Below are 19,922 nucleotides of genomic sequence, written 5' to 3' on the forward strand. Positions count from 1 at the left end.
GGCGGGGGCGTCAGTCCTGGAGCGGGGAGGTCTTCGGCTCGTCCCTCCAGAGGGCCACGTTCCGCGCCTCGGGCAGGTCGGAGAGGTGGAAGCCCGGATCCATGCCCGCCTTGAGCTTGCGCTCGTAGTCCCGGAGCAGCTTCACGGCCAGCCCGCCCAGCGGGATGATCGCCACGAGGTTGATGGTCGCCATGAGGGCCGCGAACGTGTCCGCGAGGTTCCACACCAGCGCCACGGAGCCGAGCGCGCCGCCGACCACGCACACCAGCACGAGCACGCGGAACACGGTGATGGCCCGACCCGCGTGGCGGCCGGCCAGGTACCGGATGTTGGCCTCGCCGTAGTAGGTGTTGCCCAGCACGGAGGACCAGGCCAGGAAGAAGATGATGACGGTCAGCGCCGGGCCGGCCCACGCGCCCACGGCCTGCTGGAGCGCACCCTGGGTCACCTGCATGCCGAGCGCCTCCCCGCGTCCGTAGGCCGGGTTGGAGAGCAGGATGACGAACGCGGTGGCCGAGCACACGATCAGGGTGTCGAAGTAGACGCCCAGGGACTGCACGAAGCCCTGCTTGGCCGGGTGGGAGACGGCCGCGGTGGCGGCGGCGTTCGGGGCGGAGCCCATGCCGGCCTCGTTGGAGAACATGCCGCGGCGCACGCCCTGCATCACCATCGTCATGCCGACGGCGGCGCCCGCGACCTCGCGCAGGCCGAAGGCGTGGCCCACGATCAGCGCGATCATGCCCGGGACCTCGGTGATGTTGACGACCATCACGATCAGGGCCAGGAAGATGTAGAACGTGGCCATCACGGGGACCAGCACGTTGGTCACGGCCGAGAGCCGGCGCACGCCGCCGAAGATCACGAGGCCGGTGAGGGCGGCCAGGCCCAGGCCCACGATCCACGCGGTGGTGGAGGACGCGCCCCAGTTGGCCTGCACGGACTCGGAGATCGAGTTGGACTGCACGGCGTTGAACACGAAGCCGTAGGTCACGGTGATGGCGACGGCGAACACGGCCGCCAGCCACTTCGCGCCCAGACCGTCGCGGATGTAGTACGCGGGCCCGCCGAAGTAGCCGTCCGCGCCCTTCTGCTTGTACAGCTGGGCCAGCGTGGACTCGACGAACGCGGTGGCGCCGCCGATGATCGCCAGCAGCCACATCCAGAACACGGCGCCCGGGCCGCCGATCACGATCGCGATCGCCACGCCGGCCACGTTGCCGGTGCCCACGCGCGAGGCCGCCGAGATGGTGAAGGCGCGGAACGGGCTCACGCCGTCGTTCTCGAATCCGGTCTGGGACTTGGCCGTCACCGACCGGAGCATCTCCGGGAGCATGCGCACCTGCACGCCCACGGTCCGGATGGTGAACCACACCCCCGCCACGAAGAGCAGCGCCATCACGACGTACCAGTACTTGTCGTTGAAGGCGGTGACGGCCGCTGTGATCTGTTCCACTGTCGCTTCCACAGCCCCACCCTAGAGGCTGGGGCGGAGGACGCGGAATCGGGGCCGGGGTCAGCCGGCGGCGGCGTCGTCCTCGACGCGGAGCTGGATCAGCTGCCCCATCCGCTCGGGCAGGTCCCCCTCGGGGGTGCCGACGCTGGCGTGGCGGGCGGCGGCCCGGGCGAGGTCGTCGGCCAGTTCGTTGCCGTGCACGCCCACGTGGCCCTTGACCCACGTGGTGTCCACCTGGACGTCCGCGGCCTGCGCCAGGTCGACGGCGGCCAGCAGGCGCCGCAGGGTGCGGCGGATGCGCTCGCCCCGGGCGCCGCCGAGGGTGAGCCGCTCGCGGCGGGCGGCGTTGAGCAGGGCCAGCGCGGCGCGCGAGTCCGAGTGGATGGTGACCCGGCCGCCGGGGGTGCCCGCCCACGCGCAGATCACGTGCCCCAGCACGAGCGCCTCGAGTTCCACCTCGAGCGGCATCGTGGCCCCGGCCACGGCCTGCACGGCCCACATGCTCGGCCCGGCGACGGCGGCCGCCCCGCCGATGCGGGAGCCGCGCAGCACGGAGCCGTCCACGTACACGTCCGTCACGTCCGCCTCGTCCGCGAACGTGAGGCTGTGGGTCACCCCGGGCAGGTTGCGGCGCAGGAAGCGGTCCGTGCGGCGGCGGGAGAGGAAGACGCCAGAGGAGCGGCGCAGCGCGTCCTCCTCCTCCTGGGCGGCCTCGATGGCCTCGAGCGGGATCCGGGCCGCGCCCGTCTGGGCGACCGTCTCCGGGTCCACGTCCGGCAGCAGGTAGCTGGAGCGCTGCGTGCCCACGGGGGACTCGTCGAGCCGGTAGGAGACCACGCGCGTGTCCACGGGGGCGAGGACCTCGAGCAGGGAGAGCAGCTCGGCGTCCCGGTCCGAGCCCAGCCGCACGATCACCGGGCGCTCCGGCGGCAGGTCGACGGTGACGGTGGACCAGAAGGCGCTCAGATGCGCCGTGCCGACCATCCCGGTGTAGACGTGGCCGCGGACGTCGTCGCCGAGCTCGCGCAGCTCGAGCTCGCGGGCCACGTAGACGATGCCCCCCGTCGTCGGATGCAGGTCCAGGCGGAGGGCGGGGCCGTGGTCCACGCCGGGCAGCATGGCCAGCGGGCTGGCCACCACGCGGACGCCGTCCCGGCGGATCCGGGTGCGCGGCGGGGAGGGGCGGGGGACGACGGGGCCGGTGCGCGTGAGGTCGACGCCGTTCCGGTCCCGCGGGGTGCCCCGGGGCCGGCGGGCCCGGACCACGCGCAGCGGGCGGTGCTGCTCCTCCGCCTTGGCGCCCGGGCCACGGAACTCCCAGCCCACGTCGACGAGCGCCGCGGGGTGTGCGGGCTCGACGTCGTGATGCAGCGTCCGGTCCACGACCGTCCGCGGGTGGTTGATCCGTGCTCCCATGGCTTCGCCGGCTGTGTCGAAGGGGACCGCGCCGGAACTGTGAGCCGGGTCCGGCGGGCCATGCTGGTCCTGCGGCGGTCGGGCGGGATCGCCGGGGACGAAGGGGACGACCCGTCCCGACCTGTCCGCCCGACCTTACCGAGCGGACCTGTGAGGAGGCAGGTCTCCTCTCCTCGGCCTCCCGCGCGGCGGCGCCGGACGGGGGCTCAGAGCGGGTCCGTGCGGTGCCGCTGCACGTCCGGGCCGGTCGGCACGCCGAGCGCCTGCGCCTGCGCGCGCTGCTGCCGCAGGGACACGGTGCCCAGCAGCAGTGCCAGGGCCCGCTCCCCGTCCTCCGGGGTGTCTGCCGCCTCGGTGAGCAGACGGTGCAGGCCGAGACCGCCCAGCCCGAGCGCGAGGGCGGAGAGCACCAGGTCCGCCCCGTCCCGGTGCCGCAGCAGGGCGGCCTCCGCGGCCTCGGCGCGGCCCGCCAGGTCCGTGATGCGGCGGGCGCGCACGGTCTCCTCCGCCTCGGCGACGATCCGGTCCGCCACCCGCGCCAGCAGCGACTGCTTGTCCGGCACGTGCCAGTACAGCGCGGAGGCCTGCACGCCCAGCACCGCGGCCACGCGCCGCATGGACAGGTCGCCCATGCCGAAGTCCTGCAGGATCCCGACGGCGGCGTCCACCACGTCCTGGGCGGTCAGCCGGGGGCGGGGTGCGGGCGGGGTCATGCCGGAGAGGCTACCGCCGGGCCGGCCTCCTCCGCCGCGATGCGTCCCCCCGCGCCGAGGCGCACGGTGCGGTCGGCCATCACGGCGGCCTCCGCGAGGTCGTGGGTGACGACGACGCCGGTCGTCCCCGCCGCCCGCAGCACCGCCCGGATGTCCTCGGCCAGGCGCCGGCGCAGGTCCGCGTCGAGCGCGGACAGCGGCTCGTCCAGCAGGAGCACCCGCGGGGCAGGGGCCAGCGACCGGGCGAGCGCCACGCGCTGGGCCTGCCCGCCGGAGAGCCGCTGCACGGGCCGGTCCGTGAGCTCGGTCAGGCCCACCAGGTCCAGCAGCTCGGCCACGCGCGCCCGCCGCCGGGCCCGGTCCCAGCCGGCGGACTCGAGGCCGTACGCCACGTTCCGGCCCACGGTCCGGTGCGGGAACAGCTGCCCGTCCTGGAACACCATCCCCACGCCCCGGCGGTGCGTCGGCACCGCGGCCACGTCCCGCCCGTCGAGCTCCACCGTGCCCGCCACGACGTCCTCGAGCCCGGCGATCCCGCGCAGGATGGTGGACTTGCCCGAGCCGGAGGCGCCCACGAGCGCCACGATCTCCCCGGCGGCCACGTCCAGGTCCGTCCCCCGCACGGGGGTGGAGCCGTCCGGGTAGCGGATCGCCACGTCCCGGAGCCGGAGGGAGGCTCCCGTCGTCGTCGGCGTCATCACAGACCTCCCGCCCCGGCCGGGCCCCGGGGGCGCAGCCGCTCGCACACCAGCATGATCCCGGCGCTCAGCACGGCCAGCACCGTGGCCGCCGCGAGCGCCATCCCGTAGTTGTCCGCGCCCGGCCGGCCCAGCAGCCGGGCGATCAGCACCGGCAGGGTGGGCGCGGACGGGCTCGCCAGGAAGCTCGTGGCCCCGAACTCACCCAGGGACACCGCGAACGCGAAGCCCGCGGCCACGCCCACGCCGCGGGCGAGGAACGGGCCGTCCACCGTGGCCAGCACCCGCCACGGGCCCGCCCCGAGGGTGCGTGCGGCCTCCCGCAGCCGCGGGTCCACCGCCGCGAGCACGGGCACGAGCGCCCGCACCGCGAGCGGCAGCGCCACCACCGCCTGGGCCAGCGGCACGAGCACGCCCGAGGCCGCCAGCTCCGGGAACGCGGCCCGCAGGGACACGACGAAGCCGAAGCCCACGGTCACCGCGGACACCCCGAGCGGCAGGAGCAGGGCGCCGTCGAGGGCCCGCTGGGCCGCCAGCGCCGCGCGTGAGCGGAAGGGCCGGGTCAGCAGCAGGGCCAGCGGCACGGCCACCACGAGCGTCACGAGCGTGGCGTCCACGGCCACCCGCAGGGACTGCTCCAGCGCCTGGGCCGGCGTCGACCCGCCCACGAACCCGCTGCCCGCGCTCGTGGACAGCAGCCGGTAGTTGCCCAGCCCCCAGCCAAGGCGGGTGTGGAAGGAGCGCACCACGAGCGTCAGGATCGGGGCCACCACGAGCGCCACCACCGCGAGCATCACGGCCACCGGGACCGCGTCCGCGCGCGTGAGCCGGGCCGGCGGCGTCTCCCGCAGGCGCAGCGCCCGCTGGGTGCGCGACGCCGTCACGCCGGAGACCACGACGGCGACCAGCACCACCGCGAACTGCAGCACGGAGAACACCGCCGCGGTCCGCAGGTCCAGGTAGACGGAGGTCTGCACCCAGATCTCCGACTCGAGCGTGCCGTAGCCGGGCCGGCCGAGCGTCTGGACGATGCCGAACGCGGACGCGCAGAACAGGAACACCAGCGCCGCGCTCGCGGCGATCGCCGGGGCGAGCTGGGGCAGCGTCACGGTGCGGAACGCCCGCCACGGCGAGGCGCCCAGGGTGCGGGCGGCCTCGGTCTGGCGGGGGTCCAGCGCGTTCCACAGCGCGCCCACCTGGCGCACCACCACGGACACGTTGAAGAAGACCATGGCCAGCACGACGGCGGTGGTCGTCTGGTCCAGCCCGGTGAAGCCGAGCGGTCCGCCGGGGGCGAGCAGGGCGCGGAACGCGACTCCGACCACCACCGTGGGCAGCACGAACGGCACGAGCACGAGGGCGCGGAGCACGGCCCGCCCCGGGACGCGACGCCGGTGCAGCACGAACGCGGTCGGCAGGCCGAGCGCCACGGAGACCACCGTGCCGGCGGCGGCCATGCCGAGCGTCTGGCCGAGGATGCGCCACGTGCGCTCGCGGGCGAGGGTCTGGCCGAAGGCGGTGAGGTCCACGGCGCCGGTGAACGTCTCGGCGTCGCCGCCGATCCCGCGCCAGAGCATGGCCGCCACGGGCCACGCGAAGAAGACGAGCAGGAAGGCGACCGGCAGGACGGCGGCCACCAGCCACCACGGGCCGAGCCCGTCCCCCCGGCCGCGGGCCCGCCGGCGCGGCAGGTCCGTGCCGGGGGCCGCGACCTCGGTGAGCGCGGACATCAGCGCCGGGAGGCCTCGGCCAGGGCGGTCCACTCCTTCAGCAGGTCCTCGCGGCGCTCGTCGATGCGGGCGGGGTCCGGGGTGATGGCGTCCTCGACGAGCGGCGCGTTCTGCGCCCACTCCTCGGGCAGCTGCACCGACTCGTCGATCGGGTACATGTACATCGACTCGGGCAGGGCGGTCTGGACCTCCTCGGTGAGCATGAAGTCCACGAACGCCTGCGCGCCCTCGGGGTTCTTCGCGCCCTCGAGCACGCCGGCGTACTCGACCTGCGGGGTGCAGGAGTCCTCGATCACCTCGGTCTCGGGGGCGAACGCGGGGGAGGAGGAGTAGGAGAGCACCACCGGGAACTGACCCTTGCCCTCGCCGCCGGAGAAGTCCGAGTTGTAGGCGTCGGACCAGCTGTCGGCGATCTTGCCCCCGTTCTCCATCAGGCCCCGCCACCAGTCCTGCCAGCCGTCGTCGCCGTACTTCTCCGTGGTGGCCGCGAGCAGCGCCAGGCCGGGGGAGGAGGCCACGGGGGAGGTGGCGACCGTCAGCTTCGCGTACTCGGGGTCGTCGAGCTGGTCGATCGAGGTGGGGGCCTCGACGTCGTGGGCCTCGAACCATGCCGGATCCGTGTTGAAGCACACCTGGCCCTGGTCCACCGGGGTCATGCGGTCCTCCACCATCCGGTCCTGTGCGGAGGCGGGCAGGTCCTGCGGGGTGTATTCGGCGACGACGCCCTCGCGGACGAGGCGGTGCGCCGAGTGGTCCTCCACGCCGTAGACGCCGTCCACGGTGGGCTCGTCCTTGGCCAGCAGGAGCTGGTTCACCACGCTGCCGGCGTCGCCGGGGGCCGTGGTCTTCAGGGTGTAGCCGGACTCCTGCTCGAACTTCTGGACGAGCTCCTCGGGCAGGTTGAACGAGTCGTGCGTCATGATCGTCACGGTCGTCGACTCGCCGCCGCCGGCCCCGGAGGCGGCCGACGACGCCCCGTCGCCGGACGAGCCGGACACCGAACAGCCGGTGAGGGCGAGGGCGGCCACCGAGAGGGCGGCGAGGGCGCGGTGCGGGGTGCGGGACATGGCGGTTCTCCTCTGGGACGGCAGAGGGGCCGGGACGAGGCCGCCACCGGAATCCCGGGACGACGTCGACCGGGAGACTCGACTTCCTTCGCCGGTGCGGACCGGAGCAGGTTCGAGGGTCTGCGGCGGACCGCACTCTCAGCGCCGCGCGGGCGCTCCCCTGTCGATGTGGACTGGTCCCGACCCTACCCCGTCCGGCCCGCGCATAGACTGCCCGCGTGAGCGCCGCACAGCCCGCGGGGGTGACCCCGCCGCCCGCCTCGTCCAGCCCCGCCTCCGACTGGGACATCCGCCGCCCCCACCGCATGTGGCCGCGCATGCTGGTGATCGTCCTGACGCTCGCGGGCCTGGTGCTGGTGGTGCAGTTCTTCCAGGGGATCGCCTCCATCGCGGCGCCCGTCTTCCTGGGGCTGAACCTCGTGATCGTGGCCTACCCCCTGCAGGCCTGGCTCATCCGCCGGGGCCTGCACCCCGTGCTCGGGGCCGCCACCACCGTCCTGCTGGTCGTCGCGGTGATGGCCGTGTTCGGGGGCATGATGGTGTGGTCCGGCCTCGAGCTGGTGGCGGAGCTGCCGAAGTACGCGGACCGCTTCCAGCAGATCGTCCTGGACGTCTCGCACTGGCTCAACGAGCGCGGCGTGACCCCGGACATGGTGTCCCAGCAGCTGGCCTCGATCGACATGAGCACCGTGACCGGGACGGCCGTCAGCGCCATCACGAAGATCGCCACGAACGTCTACGCGGTCTTCGGCCTGCTCGTCACCGTGATCATGGGCATGTTCTTCCTCGCGATGGACTCGATGGACGTCGAACGCCGCGTCCGCCTGCTCAGCACCGCCCGCCACGAGTTCGGCCACGCCCTGGTCGAGTTCGCCCAGGGCGTGCGCCGCTACTGGGTGGTCACCACGGTGTTCGGCCTGATCGTGGCGGTGTTGGACGTGATCGCCCTCATGCTGATCGGCGTTCCGCTCGCGCTCGTGTGGGGCGTGCTCAGCTTCCTCACCAACTACGTCCCGAACATCGGCTTCATCATCGGCCTGCTGCCGCCGGCCGTCCTGGGCCTGGCGGCGGGCGGCTGGTCCGACTTCCTGTGGGTGGTGGTCAGCTACTCGGTGCTGAACTTCGTGCTGCAGTCCGTGATCCAGCCCAAGGTGGCCGGCGACGCGATCGGCGTGATCCCCACCGTCAGCTTCCTCTCCCTGCTCTTCTGGGCCTGGGTCCTCGGCCCGCTCGGCGCCATCCTCGCGCTGCCCTGCACGCTGCTGGCCAAGGCCGTGCTGATCGACGCCGACCCGAACGCCCGCTGGATCAACGCGCTCATCGCCTCGGACCTGAAGGGGATGGAGCGCCGTCAGTCCTCGCTCCTGGAACGGCTGCGCCCGGCGGCCTGGCGATCCGACGCGCACGGGAAGGACGAGGACCGCGCCCCGGCGGACGGCGGGGACGACGACGGCCCCGCGGCGGACGAGGTCACGGGCGAGGCTGGAGCAGCACCAGGTCGTTGAGCGCGCCGGCCAGCCGCAGCAGCGGCGGGGCGGGGAACGACAGCTGGGCCAGCCCCGGGTGCAGTGCCGCGCACGCGGCGGCCGCGGCCTCCTCGCCCGCGGCGTCCTCGAACGCCGGCCGCAGCACCGCCGCGCCCAGCGGCAGCGTGTCCAGGAGGGAGCGGGGGCCCCGCTCGGCCGGGTCGTACTCGGCGGGCTGCACCGCCCCGGTCACCGTGCGCACGCGCAGGGGCCGGCCGGCGGCGTCGTCGGCGCCCTGCAGGAAGCGCAGCGCCGCCGCCGCGTAGGGGTGCTCGGGGTGGAACCGGTCGCCGCGCCAGTGCACGGCGGCCTCGCCGTCGCCCCGCAGCCGCACCCACGAGGCCAGGTGGCCGGGCCCGCCCCACGGCCCGGTGCCCGGCCGAGGTGCCGGGGGCACCCACAGCACCCGGGTGATCCCCAGCAGGGCGGCGAACTCGGCGGCCACCTGGTTGGGGGTCCACGCGCCGTTGATCCGCCCGTCCAGCACGGGGTCCGCGGCCACCACGGCCGTCCCCTCGCCGTCGCTCACCCAGGCCCCGCGCGGGGCGCACAGCAGGGGGGTGAGCAGCGGCAGTCCCGCCGCCTCCGCCACGGCCGTCGCGGCCGCGCCGTCGAGCGGTCCGGTCCCGGTCAGTCCCGCGGCGCTGCGCCAGGCGACGGCGGCCAGGCCCTCGGGGCGGCGGACGAAGCTCGGCCCGGTGCGGCCCAGCAGCGGTGAGCCCACGGGCGCGCGCAGCAGGTCCACCTCCGGGGGCACCAGCCGCGCCGCCCCGGCGTCGCGCGGGTGGGCGAGCACGGTGACCGGCAGCACGGCGGCGAGCGTCTCGGCCAGGCCCACGACGGCGTCCCGCATCTCCTCCAGCAGCGTCGGCACCGGGTGGCGGTGGGGCAGGACGAGCCAGGCCCGCTCGGGCGGATCCTCGGGTCCGGGCACGGGCACGACGACGTCCCGGCGCTCCCGCGCGTCGGTGGGGACGGGGTCGGCGGCGGCCATGGCGGACGGGCTCCTGGGAAGACGGCGGCGACGCGCGGGCGCGCGGCGAGGGGATGTCCATCGAGCATAGGCGTCTGACAGGAAGCCGCGGCGGTTTGACCTGTGACCCGGCACACGTGCAGAGTGCGGCCATGACCGCGATGTTCTCCGCCCAGGACCACGACGATCTCGACCGGGTCCTCGGCGCGACCGGCGGGATCCCCGACCCCGCCGACCTGCACGCCCTCGCCGACGACGCCGTCGCGCAGGTGCGGCGTTGGCTCGCCGAGTCCCGCGACCATGAGGCCGACTTCGCGGCCCGCCAGCTGGCGGGCGCCCTGAAGGAGCCGGGCGGCCTCGACTTCATCGTGCGCTTCGTGGACCACGTGGTCCGCCCCGAGGACCCCGCGATCGCCGCCCGGGCGCTGCGGGAGCTCGCCGGCCGCGCCCCCGGCTTCCTGCCCCCGGCACTGCGCGCCGTCCTCGGCGTCGGCGGCCGCGCCGCCCCGCTCGTGCCGCGCATCGCCGTCCCCACGGCCCGCCGCGTGCTGCGGCGCATGGTCTCCCACCTGATCGTCGACGCGCGGGACCGGCAGCTTGGCAAGGCCATCGCGGCCCTGCGCGACGAGCACACCCGGCTGAACATCAACCTGCTGGGCGAGGCGATCCTCGGTCAGGGCGAGGCGGACCGCCGACTCGAGGGCATCGCCGCGCTGATCCGCCGCGACGACGTCGACTACGTGTCCGTCAAGGTCTCCGCCGCCACCGCCCCGCACGCGCCCTACGCGTTCGACGAGGCCGTCGCGGACATCACCGAGCGGCTCACCCCGCTGTTCGAGCTCGCCCGGGACCGGGACACCTTCATCAACCTGGACATGGAGGAGTACCGCGACCTCGACCTCACGCTCAACGTGTTCACCGCCCTGCTCGAGCAGCCGGGCCTGCGCGACTACGAGGCCGGCATCGTGCTGCAGGCCTACCTGCCGGACGCGCTCGCGGCCATGGTGCGCCTGCAGGAGTGGGCCGCGCGCCGCGTCGCCGCCAGCGGCGCCCCGGTCAAGGTGCGCGTGGTCAAGGGCGCCAACCTGCCCATGGAGCGGATGCAGGCCTCCCTGACGGGCTGGCCGCTGGCCACGGTGGGCTCGAAGCAGGAGGCGGACACCAACTACAAGCGCGTGCTCAACTACGCGCTCACCCCGGAGCATCTGGCCCACGTGCGCATCGGCGTGGCCGGGCACAACCTCTTCGACGTGGCCCTGGCCCACCGGCTGATCGAGCGCCGCGGCCTCGACCCGGCCGCGGTGGAGTTCGAGATGCTCCTCGGCATGGCCACCGGCCAGGCCGCCGCCGTCCGGGCGGACGTCGGCGCCCTGCTGCTCTACACGCCCGTGGTGCGGCCCGAGGAGTTCGACGTGGCGATCTCCTACCTCGTGCGCCGCCTCGAGGAGGGCGCCTCCCCGGAGAACTTCATGTCCGCCGTGTTCGACCTGGACGCGGACGCGGACCTGTTCGCCCGCGAGGAGGAGCGCTTCCGCGCCTCGCTGCGCCACCTGGACGCGGCCGTGCCCCGTCCGAACCGCCTCCAGGACCGGTCCCGCGGGGAGGACGGGCCGACCCCCGCCCCCGTGGACGGCTTCGCCAACACCCCGGACACGGACCCCGCGCTGCCCGGCAACCGGGAGTGGGCCCGCCGGATCCTCGCGGCCGTCCCGGGCTCGGACCTCGGGACGGACACCGTCCGCGCCCACCGCGCCACCACGGCCGACGACGCCCGCGCCGCCATCGCCGCCACCGCCGACCCCGGCGCCCGCTGGGGCGCGCTCACCGGCCACGAGCGCGCCGACGCGCTGGACGCCGTCGGACGGGCCCTGCACGCCGGCCGGGCCCGCCTGCTGGAGGTGGCCGCCGCCGAGACCGGCAAGACCCTGGACCAGGGCGACCCCGAGGTCTCCGAGGCCGTGGACTTCGCGCACTACTACGCGCGCCTGGCACGCGGCCTGGACGCGGTGGAGGGCGCCCGCGCCGTGCCCGTCCGCCTGACCCTGGTGATCCCGCCGTGGAACTTTCCCGTGGCCATCCCGGTCGGGGGCGTCCTCGCCGCGCTCGGCGCCGGCTCGCCCGTGGTGTTCAAGCCGGCCCCGCAGTCCGAGCGGACGGGCGCGGTCGCGTGGGAGCTGATCGTGGCCGGGCTGCGGGACTCGGGCCTGTTCGACGACGGCGGCCCGCTCGCCGGGCACGACCCCGCGGACCTCGTGCGCCTGGTGACGCTGGCGGACGAGGACGAGGCGGAGGTCGGCGCGGCGCTCGTGACCGACCCGGCCGTCGAGCGGCTCATCCTCACCGGCAGCTGGGACACCGCACGGTTGTTCAAGGGGATGCGCCCCGACCTGCACCTGCTCGCCGAGACCTCCGGCAAGAACGCCGTGATCGTGACCCCGTCCGCGGATCTGGACCTGGCCACGAAGGACGTGGTCCAGTCCGCGTTCGGTCACGCCGGCCAGAAGTGCTCGGCGTCCTCCCTCGTGGTGCTCGTCGGCTCCGTGGGCACCTCCGAGCGCTTCCACCGGCAGCTGCTGGACGCCGCCTCGTCCCTGCACGTGGCGCACCCCGCGGACCCGCGCGCCGAGATGGGCCCCGTGATCGAGGCCCCAGGCGAGAAGCTGCGCCGCGGGCTCACCGAGCTCGGCCCGGGGGAGCGGTGGGCCCTGCGTCCGCGGCAGCTGGACGAGACGGGTCGCCTGTGGAGCCCGGGCATCCGATCCGGCGTACGCCCCGGCGCCGACGCCCACCTCACCGAGTACTTCGGCCCCGTGCTGGCCGTGATGACGGCCGAGACGCTCGAGGAGGCCATCGGGATCGTGAACGCCGTGGACTACGGCCTCACCTCCGGGCTGCACTCGCTGGACCGGGAGGAGATCGACGTGTGGCTGCGCGGCGTGCGCGCCGGCAACCTCTACGTGAACCGCGGCATCACCGGGGCCATCGTGCGCCGCCAGCCCTTCGGCGGCTGGAAGCGTTCCGTCGTCGGCCCCACCACGAAGGCCGGCGGGCCGCACTACCTGCACGGCCTCGTGGACTGGGAGGACGCGCCCACGTGGGCCGGGGGAGAGGGGCGGCCCGGGGCCGAGGCCGACGGTGCGGGCGCGTCTTGGCTCGAGACCGCCCGCGCCCTCGACACCCACGCGTGGACCACCGTGTTCGGGGTGGCCACGGACGTCTCCGCGCTCGAGGCCGAGCGGAACGTGCTGCGTCACGTCCCCACCCCGGTCCTCGTGCGCCGGCACTCGGGGCCCGCCGACCACCTGCTGCGCATCGTCTCCGCCGGCCTGCGCGCCGGGGCGCCCATGACCGTGAGCCTGCGCCCGACCCCCACCGCGGAGGGGCCCGATACGGACGGACTCTCGGCCGAGGCCGTGCGCGGCCGGGTGGAGGAGCTGGTCCGGCCCGCCCGCACGGAGGGTGCCGGCACGGCCGCGCCGGTGGACGTCGTCGTCGAGGATGACGCCGCGTTCCACGACCGCGCCCGGCGGCTGGCCCTCATCCCGCCCGCAGCGGAGGGCGGCGGCGACGCGCGGATCCGGCTCGTCGCCGACTGGACCGGCGACCGGGAGGCGGCCGAGGCGGCGCGGCGCGCGCTGCACGCGGCGCTCGGCGACACCCCCGACGTGGCGGTCTACGCTGGCCCCGTGGTGAGCGCCGGCGAGGTGGAGCTGCTGCCGTTCCTGCACGAACAGGCCGTGTCCGTGACCGCCCACCGGTTCGGCACGCCGGACCATCTGACCGAGGGGGTCCTGTGACCCCGAGGAGGAACATCCGATGCATCTGATCCCCCGCACGATCTGGGTCGTCGCCCGCGCGCGTCGCCGCCCGCGCGCCGGACTCTGGGAGCCGACGACGCTGCCGATGCGCGCCCTGCCCACGGACGTGGACCTGGCCCTGCACGTCAACAACGGCCAGTACTTCGGGCTGTTCGACCTCGGCCGCTTCGACGCGATGGTCCGCACCGGCCTGTGGGACGAGATCCGCCGTCGCGGCTGGACGCCCGTGGTGCAGGCCGAGCAGATTGCGTTCCGCCGCTCGGTGACCCTGGGGCAGCGGTTCGACGTGGAGACGCGGATGATCGGCCTGGATGAGCGCGCGGTGTGGTTCGAGCAGCGCGTGGTGGTCGACGGCGACGTCGCGGTGCGCGCGTACATCTGCACGCGCCTGCGCAAGAAGGACGGCCGCCCCGTGGAGAACGACGAGGTCCGGGCGATCGCGGCGGCGGCCGGCCACGACCTCGCGGGGGAGCCGACGCTGCCGGAGTGGCTGCACGAGTGGCGGCGCAGCGTGGCCCTGCCGTCGGCCCGGACGCCCCTGCCCCACACGTGGGACCTCGACACAGTGCGGCGAGGATGAACGTTCGAGTGATATAGGGCACGATGGTCGGGTGAACAACAGACTCCTGATCGTCGCGACCCTCTCGCTGGCCGCGCTCGTCGTCGTGCTGGTGGCCGCCATCGGCGGCGGCGCGTGGTGGGTGCTGGCGGTGCTCCTGGTGGCGCTGCTCGTGCTCGCCGTGTGGGACATGACCCAGAAGCGGCACGCGATCCTCCGCAACTACCCCGTGCTCGGCCACATGCGGTATCTGCTGGAGTCGATCCGCCCCGAGATCCAGCAGTACTTCATCGAGCGCAACTTCGACGGCAAGCCGTTCGACCGGGACACCCGCTCGATCGTCTACGCCCGTGCGAAGGGCCTGGACAGCCACAAGGCGTTCGGCACCGAGCGGGACACCTCGGAGATCGGCTACGAGTTCCTGTTGCACTCCACCGCCCCGGTCAACCCGCCGGAGGAGCCCCCCACGGTGCGGATCGGCGGCCCGGACTGCCGCCGGCCCGTGGACATCTCGCTGATGAACATCTCGTCCATGTCCTTCGGCTCCCTCTCCGCCAACGCCGTGATCGCCATGAACAAGGGCGCCGGCCTGGGCGGGTTCATCCACGAGACCGGCGAGGGCGGCCTCACCAAGTACCACCGCGGCAACGGCGCGGACCTGTTCTGGGAGATCGGCTCCGGCTACTTCGGCTGCCGCAACGAGGACGGCACCTTCAGCCCGGAGAAGTTCGCCGAGAAGGCGCTGCTGCCCGAGGTCAAGGGCATCACCATCAAGATCTCCCAGGGCGCGAAGCCCGGCCTGGGCGGCATGCTGCCCAAGGAGAAGATCTCCCCCGAGATCGCCGAGGCCCGTGAGATCCCGATGGACAAGGACTGCCTGTCCCCGGCGTCCCACTCCGCGTTCCGCACCCCGCGCGAGATGGTCAAGTTCATCGAGCAGCTCCGTGAGCTCTCGGACGGCAAGCCGATCGGCATCAAGTTCTGCGTGGGCTCCCGCGTGGACGTGCTGGCCATGACCAAGGCCATCTGGGAGGAGCGGATCGCCCCCGACTTCATCATCGTGGACGGCTCCGAGGGCGGCACCGGCGCCGCCCCGCTCGAGTACTCGGACCGCGTGGGCACCCCGCTGACCGAGGGCCTCATGCTCGTGCACAACGCGCTCGTGGGCACCGGCCTGCGCCACATGATCAAGCTCGGCGCGGCCGGCAAGGTCGCCACCGGTTCGGACATCGTCAAGCGTCTGATCCAGGGCGCGGACTTCACCATGTCCGCCCGCGCGATGATGATGGCCACCGGGTGCATCCAGGCGCAGAAGTGCCACACGAACGAGTGCCCCGTGGGGGTGGCCACGCAGGACCCGCGTCTGATGCGCGCCCTCGACGTGGAGGACAAGGGCAACCGCGTCTTCAACTACCACCGCCTGACCGTGCGCGAGGCCGTGCAGATCATGGCGTCCATGGGCCTGACGCATCCGTCCCAGCTGAACACCCGCATGCTGCGCCGCCGCGTGGACCACCTGAGCACCCGCTCGTACGCGTCCATCTACCACTGGCTGCGCACGGACGAGCTGCTCAACGACCCGCCCGCCGGCTGGGCCATGGACTGGGAGGAGGCGGACGCGGACCACTTCGGCGAGCACGCCCGCGTGGACTACCTCACCGAGCGCGACCCCGAGTGGCGCTCCGAGCTGCTGATCCCGGGCCGCAAGGCGGCCGGCGCCCCCGTGCAGGGCTCCCCCATCTCCGGGACGGGCTCCACGCTGGTCGACGCCCGGCGGGCCGAGTCCGTGCCGCTGACCACGTCGCCGATGCCGCGCGTCAGCTCGCTGGGTGAGGGCGAGTCGCTGTGCACGCCCGGCGGCCGTCGTCGGGCCCCGCAGGACCCGGCACCCGCCGCCACCGCCGGCGAGACGCCCACCGACGAGAACGAGGGCCTGCCGGCGGAGGCCGGCGAGCGGCCCGAGCGCCAGGACGGCGAGGAGGTCACCCGGCGGGGGACCACCGGCCGCGTCGAGGGCGAGCACCGCGGCGAGGGCCGCGTCGGCTGACCCACCCCCGCAGTCACCCCCGCTTTCGAGGCGGGAAATCCACCTCACACGACGCCCCCGGGCGCCCATGAGATGGATTTCCCGCCTCGTCGCATGAGGGGTCGTAGCCTGGGGCCGTGACCCCGCCCGTCCCCGCCGCTCGCCGCCCCTCCGCGGCCCTGCTGTGGGTGCTGCTGGCGGCCATGGGCGCCGGGCCCCTGTTCAACTACGGCGTCTCCGCCTCCTCCACGGTCGTGATGGAGCGGCTCGACGTCACCTCGGGCCAGCTCGGCACCGTGATGACGGTCGTGTTCGCCGCGGCCGCCGTCACCTCCCTCGGCCTCGGCCGGGCCGCCGACCGCCTGTCCGCCCGCGCGCAGCTGAGCATCATCTTCGGCGGCACCGCCGCGGCGCTCGTGCTCGGCGCCGTCGCCCCGTCCCTGCCCGTGCTGTACGCGGCGGCCGCCGTCGCGGGCGTCACGCAGGCCATCTCCAACCCCACCACGAACCGGATCATCCGCACCGTGGTGCCGCCGGAGAGGCGCATCGGGTGGGTCGGGGTGAAGCAGTCCGGGGTGCAGGCGGCCCAGCTGGTCGGCGGCCTGTTCTTCCCGGCCGCGTCCCTCGCCCTGGGCTGGACGGGCGCCGCGCTGGGGGCCGCGGTGCTCATCGGGGCGCTCTGGGTGCTCGCCCTGGTCGCCGCCCCGCCGCTGCCCGGGGCGCCGCCGTCGGCCACCGGCCCCGCCGGCGGACGACGACGGCGGGACACCTCGCCCCTGCCGGCCACGGTCTGGTTCTTCGCGGCGATCGCGTTCCTCACCGGCCTGGGCATGCAGGCCACGAACACGTACCTGCCGCTGTTCGCCGTCGAGACGCTGGGAATGACGCTCGTGGCCGGCGGCGCCGCGGCGGCCGTGTCCGGGGTGGTGGGGGTGCTCTCCCGGATCGGGTGGAGCCGGCGGATGAGCTCCGGAGACCGGCCCACCACCCTGCTGGCCGTGATCTGCCTGGGTGCGGTGGCCGGCGTCGCGGTGTTCCTCGCCGCGGACCTGCTGGACCTGCCGGCCCTGCTGTGGGTGGGCGCCGCGGTGCACGGCCTGACGGTGCTGGGCGCCAACGTGGTGGTCAACGCGGGCCTGCTGAGCGAGGTGCCGGCCGAGCGGCTCGGCCGTGCGACCGGGGCGAACTCGATGGGCATGTACGCCGGCTTCGCCCTGGGCCCACTGCTGATGGGCGTGCTGCGCGACGTCACGGGCGACTACCGGGCCGGCTTCGCGGTCGTCGCGCTCGGGTATCTGCTGGCCCTGGGCGTGGTGCTGCTGCTGCGTCGCCACGTGGGCCGGCGGGGCGCGGCCTGACGCGCAGGGCCAGGACGAGGCCCACCCCGGAGGACCGCGCCTCAGCGACATCACCGCAGTGCAGCCCTGCGGTGATGTCGCAGCGCCGCGGTCGAACGGGCGTGCGGCGCAGTGCGCGGCGGGGCGTGGACGCCTGACACACGACGACGCCCCCGGTCCATACGGACCGGGGGCGTCGGAAGCCGTGCGTCAGGCGAAGATCAGAGCTTCGTCACGTTGGCGGCCTGGAGGCCCTTGGGGCCGTCCTGGGTCTCGAACTCGACGCGGTCGTTCTCCTGGAGCTCCTTGAAGCCCGAGCCCTGGATGGCGGAGAAGTGCACGAACACGTCCGCGGAGTTGTCCTCGGGGGCGATGAAGCCGTAGCCCTTCTCAGCGTTGAACCACTTGACAGTACCGACAGCCATGATGGTGTCCTTTCGATGTGCCCCCGCGGTGCGGTGGCGGTGTTGGACCGCGGCCCGGATGTGGGACGCGGGTGAAGCGGCGAGACTGAACCGCTTGCCCAACACTCATCGACGCCGGCGATGCCGGGCTGACGAGCAGTGAAGATGGCGGGATACAGCTTGATCAACTTCAGGCTCCATCATTGCACGGATCTCGCCGACCGGGAACCAGGGGCCCGATTGTTCACCTGGAGTTCGCTCAGAGCGCGCGCAGGCCGTGGAAGAGATTGCGGTGCAGGGCGGCCGGGGGAGCGGCGTCCGTGTGATCCGCGAAGGCCGTCACCTCCAGCAGCACCACCGTGTGGTCGCCCGCCGGGACCTCGGCGTGCACCCGCGTCTCGAGCCAGAGCGAGGAGCCCCCGATCAGCAGGGCGTCGTGCGGGCTGCGGTGCACGTCCAGACCGGCGAAGCGGTCGCCCTCGCGGGAGGCCAGCTGACGGCACAGCGGCGTCTGGTCCGCCGCGAGCAGGGAGACGCCGATCGCCCCGGCCCGGCGCAGGCGCGGCCAGGTGCGGGAGCTGTTCTGTGCGGAGAAGGACACGAGGGCCGGCTCCCAGGAGATGCCCACGCCGAAGGACGAGGACACCATCACCTCGGGGACGTCGTCGGCGAGGCCCGCCAGCGCGACGACCCCGGTGGGGAATGCCGAGAGGCCGGAGCGGAGGTTGCCGAGGGACAGGTCGGTGTCCCACGCGGCGGTGTGGGGTTCGTGGGTCAGGGTCATGGCGCGCGTCCTCTTCCGATGACTGGCGCGGCTCCGCAGACGGCGGGAACGCGGATCGCCCGGATCCGCGGAGGCGCGGTACTTGCCCGTCGGGGTGTCCGAGGGGCCGAATCATCACCTGGAGCACCCCACTACTGCGTGAGAGGGTTGCCGTCCCGCCGGCCAGGGCCGTGAATGACGGGAACTCGTGATTCTGGGGATCAGCCTACGGAGGGGTCCGTGGGGTGGTCAAAGCGCGGCGGTCGCGCGGCGTCATCCGAGCTGCCCGATGTGATGCTTGACACACCGCGCATCGCCAGCCAGGATCAAGCCACTCGAGAGGGGGGCTCGAGACCGCAGCCCGCGGCCCCGCAATCGGTTCTCTGAGAGGGATCGGATCATGCGGATGGACATCGAGAAGAAGCGTGCGGCATTGTCGGCCGCCGTGGTCGTCGCGGCTCTCCTCGGTATCGCCATCTCGGGATGCTCCGCTTCCCCGGGCAGCGTCTCCTCCACCGCGAAGGCATCCACCGCTGCGGCGTTCTCCGTCACCGTGACGTCAGCGGCCCCCTCGGCAACCCGGTCGGCCTCCGCCACCGGTTCGTCCGCGTCGTCACCCGCCGGTGAAGAAGCACTCCCCGCCGCGCTGTTCGAGGAGGACGGGATGACGTTGGTCGAGTACACGCGCCGGCATCCGGATGCGGACTATCTCGACCCGGAGAAGGAGTCCGTCCTGAAGGAGGCGGTCGGGACGGGCACACAGCAGATCACCGTGGACGCCCAACAGGGTGCGGTCCTTCGGGTCATCGTGCTGTGTCCTTCGGATGCCACCGGTGAGACGGAGATCCTGACCTCACGGGGTGGCGGGGGAACGAAGACCTGGATGGCCGGGTCGGAGGCGCTGTGCGGCGGCTGGTCGGCGGCGACTCCCCCCGTGGATGAGGCGGGGCCGATGACGTTCACCGCCACGGTGGACAACGACAAGCCGTTCCGGATGGTGCTGACCGCACCCTCCGCATGAGGCCGCCATCACGACGGCGGATGACGGCGCGGGGAGGACGGAGGCGCTCAGCGTCGGTCGCGGCCGCGCAGCGCGTCCAGCTGCCGGCGGTCCCGCTTGGTGGGCCGGCCCGCGCCGCGCTCGCGGTACGGCACCGCGAGCAGCTCACGCGGCACGGGCGGCGGGGAGTGGTCCACATACTGCTGCCGGGCCACGGGGGCACCCACCCGCTTGGCGATCAGCCCCGTGACCTCGAGGATCCGCTCACGTCCGTCCTGGCGCACCCGCACCCGGTTCCCGACGACGACGGGCGTCGCCGCCTTCACGGGCTCGCCGTCGATGCGCACGTGGCCTGCGCGCACGGCCGCCGTGGCCGCCGACCGGGTCTTGTACAGCCGCACGGCCCACAGCCACGCGTCGATGCGGACGCCGCTCACGC

16 protein-coding genes and 2 riboswitches are annotated in these 19,922 nt (G+C 74.0%); of the genes, 6 read left to right on the forward strand and 10 right to left on the reverse strand.

The features are described from left to right. Nucleotides 1-10: 10 nt before the first annotated feature. The 6 genes from MF605_RS03285 to MF605_RS03310 form a co-directional block, all read right to left on the reverse strand. Nucleotides 11-1,453: an alanine/glycine:cation symporter family protein gene (locus MF605_RS03285; protein ID WP_095694964.1), complete on the reverse strand. Its 1,443-nt coding sequence runs from the start codon at nucleotides 1,451-1,453 to the stop codon at nucleotides 11-13. A gap of 60 nt (nucleotides 1,454-1,513) precedes the next feature. Next, the gene (locus MF605_RS03290) at nucleotides 1,514-2,869 is read right to left on the reverse strand and encodes an RNase H family protein (protein WP_134415890.1); all 1,356 of its coding nucleotides are present in this window, start codon (nucleotides 2,867-2,869) and stop codon (nucleotides 1,514-1,516) included. A 206-nt stretch (nucleotides 2,870-3,075) separates the two neighbouring features. After that, nucleotides 3,076-3,582 (reverse strand): TetR family transcriptional regulator, encoded by a 507-nt coding sequence (locus MF605_RS03295; RefSeq protein WP_041102654.1) that lies wholly within the window; start codon nucleotides 3,580-3,582, stop codon nucleotides 3,076-3,078. Further along, nucleotides 3,579-4,280 carry an ABC transporter ATP-binding protein gene (locus MF605_RS03300; RefSeq protein WP_041102655.1) on the reverse strand — a complete coding sequence of 234 codons (702 nt, stop codon included), beginning with the start codon at nucleotides 4,278-4,280 and terminating at the stop codon, nucleotides 3,579-3,581. Before MF605_RS03300 ends, MF605_RS03295 begins: the two co-directional genes overlap by 4 nt. Continuing rightward, entirely contained in the window at nucleotides 4,280-6,010 is a 1,731-nt protein-coding gene (locus MF605_RS03305) for an ABC transporter permease (RefSeq protein WP_134415888.1), read from the reverse strand. Before MF605_RS03305 ends, MF605_RS03300 begins: the two co-directional genes overlap by 1 nt. Then, entirely contained in the window at nucleotides 6,010-7,077 is a 1,068-nt protein-coding gene (locus MF605_RS03310; protein WP_134415886.1) for a thiamine ABC transporter substrate-binding protein, read from the reverse strand. Before MF605_RS03310 ends, MF605_RS03305 begins: the two co-directional genes overlap by 1 nt. Before the next feature lie 66 nt (nucleotides 7,078-7,143). After that, nucleotides 7,144-7,249: riboswitch (TPP riboswitch) on the reverse strand. 46 nt (nucleotides 7,250-7,295) lie between these two features. Between MF605_RS03310 and MF605_RS03315 the strand changes: the two genes are divergently transcribed. Beyond that, a complete protein-coding gene (locus tag MF605_RS03315) occupies nucleotides 7,296-8,582 on the forward strand; it encodes an AI-2E family transporter (protein WP_134415884.1) in 1,287 nt (428 codons plus the stop codon). Here the strand turns inward: MF605_RS03315 and MF605_RS03320 are convergent. Further along, nucleotides 8,548-9,597, reverse strand: a complete 1,050-nt coding sequence (locus MF605_RS03320) for an agmatine deiminase family protein (protein WP_134415882.1) — start codon at nucleotides 9,595-9,597, stop codon at nucleotides 8,548-8,550. The two genes, MF605_RS03315 and MF605_RS03320, sit on opposite strands and share 35 nt — an antisense overlap. 131 nt (nucleotides 9,598-9,728) lie before the next feature. Between MF605_RS03320 and MF605_RS03325 the strand changes: the two genes are divergently transcribed. The 4 genes from MF605_RS03325 (at nucleotide 9,729) to MF605_RS03340 (ending at nucleotide 17,337) form a co-directional block, all read left to right on the forward strand. Then, complete coding sequence (locus MF605_RS03325; RefSeq protein ID WP_134415880.1) at nucleotides 9,729-13,373, forward strand: bifunctional proline dehydrogenase/L-glutamate gamma-semialdehyde dehydrogenase; 3,645 nt, start codon at nucleotides 9,729-9,731, stop codon at nucleotides 13,371-13,373. A 19-nt stretch (nucleotides 13,374-13,392) separates the two neighbouring features. Beyond that, nucleotides 13,393-13,974 (forward strand): acyl-CoA thioesterase, encoded by a 582-nt coding sequence (locus tag MF605_RS03330; protein ID WP_060973503.1) that lies wholly within the window; start codon nucleotides 13,393-13,395, stop codon nucleotides 13,972-13,974. A 31-nt stretch (nucleotides 13,975-14,005) separates the two neighbouring features. Next, nucleotides 14,006-16,000, forward strand: a complete 1,995-nt coding sequence (locus tag MF605_RS03335; protein WP_166795236.1) for an FMN-binding glutamate synthase family protein — start codon at nucleotides 14,006-14,008, stop codon at nucleotides 15,998-16,000. 116 nt (nucleotides 16,001-16,116) lie between these two features. Continuing rightward, on the forward strand, nucleotides 16,117-17,337 hold the full coding sequence (locus MF605_RS03340) for an MFS transporter (protein WP_134415878.1): 1,221 nt from the start codon (nucleotides 16,117-16,119) through the stop codon (nucleotides 17,335-17,337). Between the two features lie 200 nt (nucleotides 17,338-17,537). Here MF605_RS03340 and MF605_RS03345 read toward each other — a convergent pair whose 3' ends face one another. Together MF605_RS03345 and MF605_RS03350 are read right to left on the reverse strand one after the other, a co-directional pair. After that, complete coding sequence (locus tag MF605_RS03345) at nucleotides 17,538-17,741, reverse strand: cold-shock protein (protein ID WP_002855790.1); 204 nt, start codon at nucleotides 17,739-17,741, stop codon at nucleotides 17,538-17,540. 238 nt (nucleotides 17,742-17,979) lie between these two features. Then, nucleotides 17,980-18,504 carry a flavin reductase family protein gene (locus MF605_RS03350; RefSeq protein ID WP_078025502.1) on the reverse strand — a complete coding sequence of 175 codons (525 nt, stop codon included), beginning with the start codon at nucleotides 18,502-18,504 and terminating at the stop codon, nucleotides 17,980-17,982. A gap of 73 nt (nucleotides 18,505-18,577) precedes the next feature. Continuing rightward, nucleotides 18,578-18,697: riboswitch (SAM riboswitch) on the reverse strand. Nucleotides 18,698-18,889: 192 nt separating this feature from the next. On the opposite strand from MF605_RS03350, the gene MF605_RS03355 reads away from it, so the two are divergent. Then, nucleotides 18,890-19,504: a hypothetical protein gene (locus tag MF605_RS03355; protein ID WP_242821238.1), complete on the forward strand. Its 615-nt coding sequence runs from the start codon at nucleotides 18,890-18,892 to the stop codon at nucleotides 19,502-19,504. Between the two features lie 47 nt (nucleotides 19,505-19,551). On the opposite strand, the gene MF605_RS03360 is transcribed toward MF605_RS03355, so the two are convergent. Then, entirely contained in the window at nucleotides 19,552-19,920 is a 369-nt protein-coding gene (locus MF605_RS03360) for an Hsp15 family ribosome-associated heat shock protein (RefSeq protein ID WP_002855797.1), read from the reverse strand. Between the last annotated feature and the right edge of the window lie 2 nt (nucleotides 19,921-19,922).

Source organism: Micrococcus luteus, from assembly GCF_022664405.1.
GTDB classification, from domain to species: domain Bacteria; phylum Actinomycetota; class Actinomycetes; order Actinomycetales; family Micrococcaceae; genus Micrococcus; species Micrococcus luteus.

Coding starts and splice junctions, on each gene's coding strand:
- MF605_RS03290 (WP_134415890.1), bottom strand. CDS start 2,869: ATGGGAGCACGGATCAACCACCCGCGGACGGTCGTGGACCGGACGCTG.
- MF605_RS03295 (WP_041102654.1), bottom strand. CDS start 3,582: ATGACCCCGCCCGCACCCCGCCCCCGGCTGACCGCCCAGGACGTGGTG.
- MF605_RS03300 (WP_041102655.1), bottom strand. CDS start 4,280: ATGACGCCGACGACGACGGGAGCCTCCCTCCGGCTCCGGGACGTGGCG.
- MF605_RS03305 (WP_134415888.1), bottom strand. CDS start 6,010: ATGTCCGCGCTCACCGAGGTCGCGGCCCCCGGCACGGACCTGCCGCGC.
- MF605_RS03310 (WP_134415886.1), bottom strand. CDS start 7,077: ATGTCCCGCACCCCGCACCGCGCCCTCGCCGCCCTCTCGGTGGCCGCC.
- MF605_RS03320 (WP_134415882.1), bottom strand. CDS start 9,597: ATGGCCGCCGCCGACCCCGTCCCCACCGACGCGCGGGAGCGCCGGGAC.
- MF605_RS03325 (WP_134415880.1), top strand. CDS start 9,729: ATGACCGCGATGTTCTCCGCCCAGGACCACGACGATCTCGACCGGGTC.
- MF605_RS03330 (WP_060973503.1), top strand. CDS start 13,393: ATGCATCTGATCCCCCGCACGATCTGGGTCGTCGCCCGCGCGCGTCGC.
- MF605_RS03345 (WP_002855790.1), bottom strand. CDS start 17,741: ATGGCTGTCGGTACTGTCAAGTGGTTCAACGCTGAGAAGGGCTACGGC.
- MF605_RS03350 (WP_078025502.1), bottom strand. CDS start 18,504: ATGACCCTGACCCACGAACCCCACACCGCCGCGTGGGACACCGACCTG.
- MF605_RS03355 (WP_242821238.1), top strand. CDS start 18,890: ATGGACATCGAGAAGAAGCGTGCGGCATTGTCGGCCGCCGTGGTCGTC.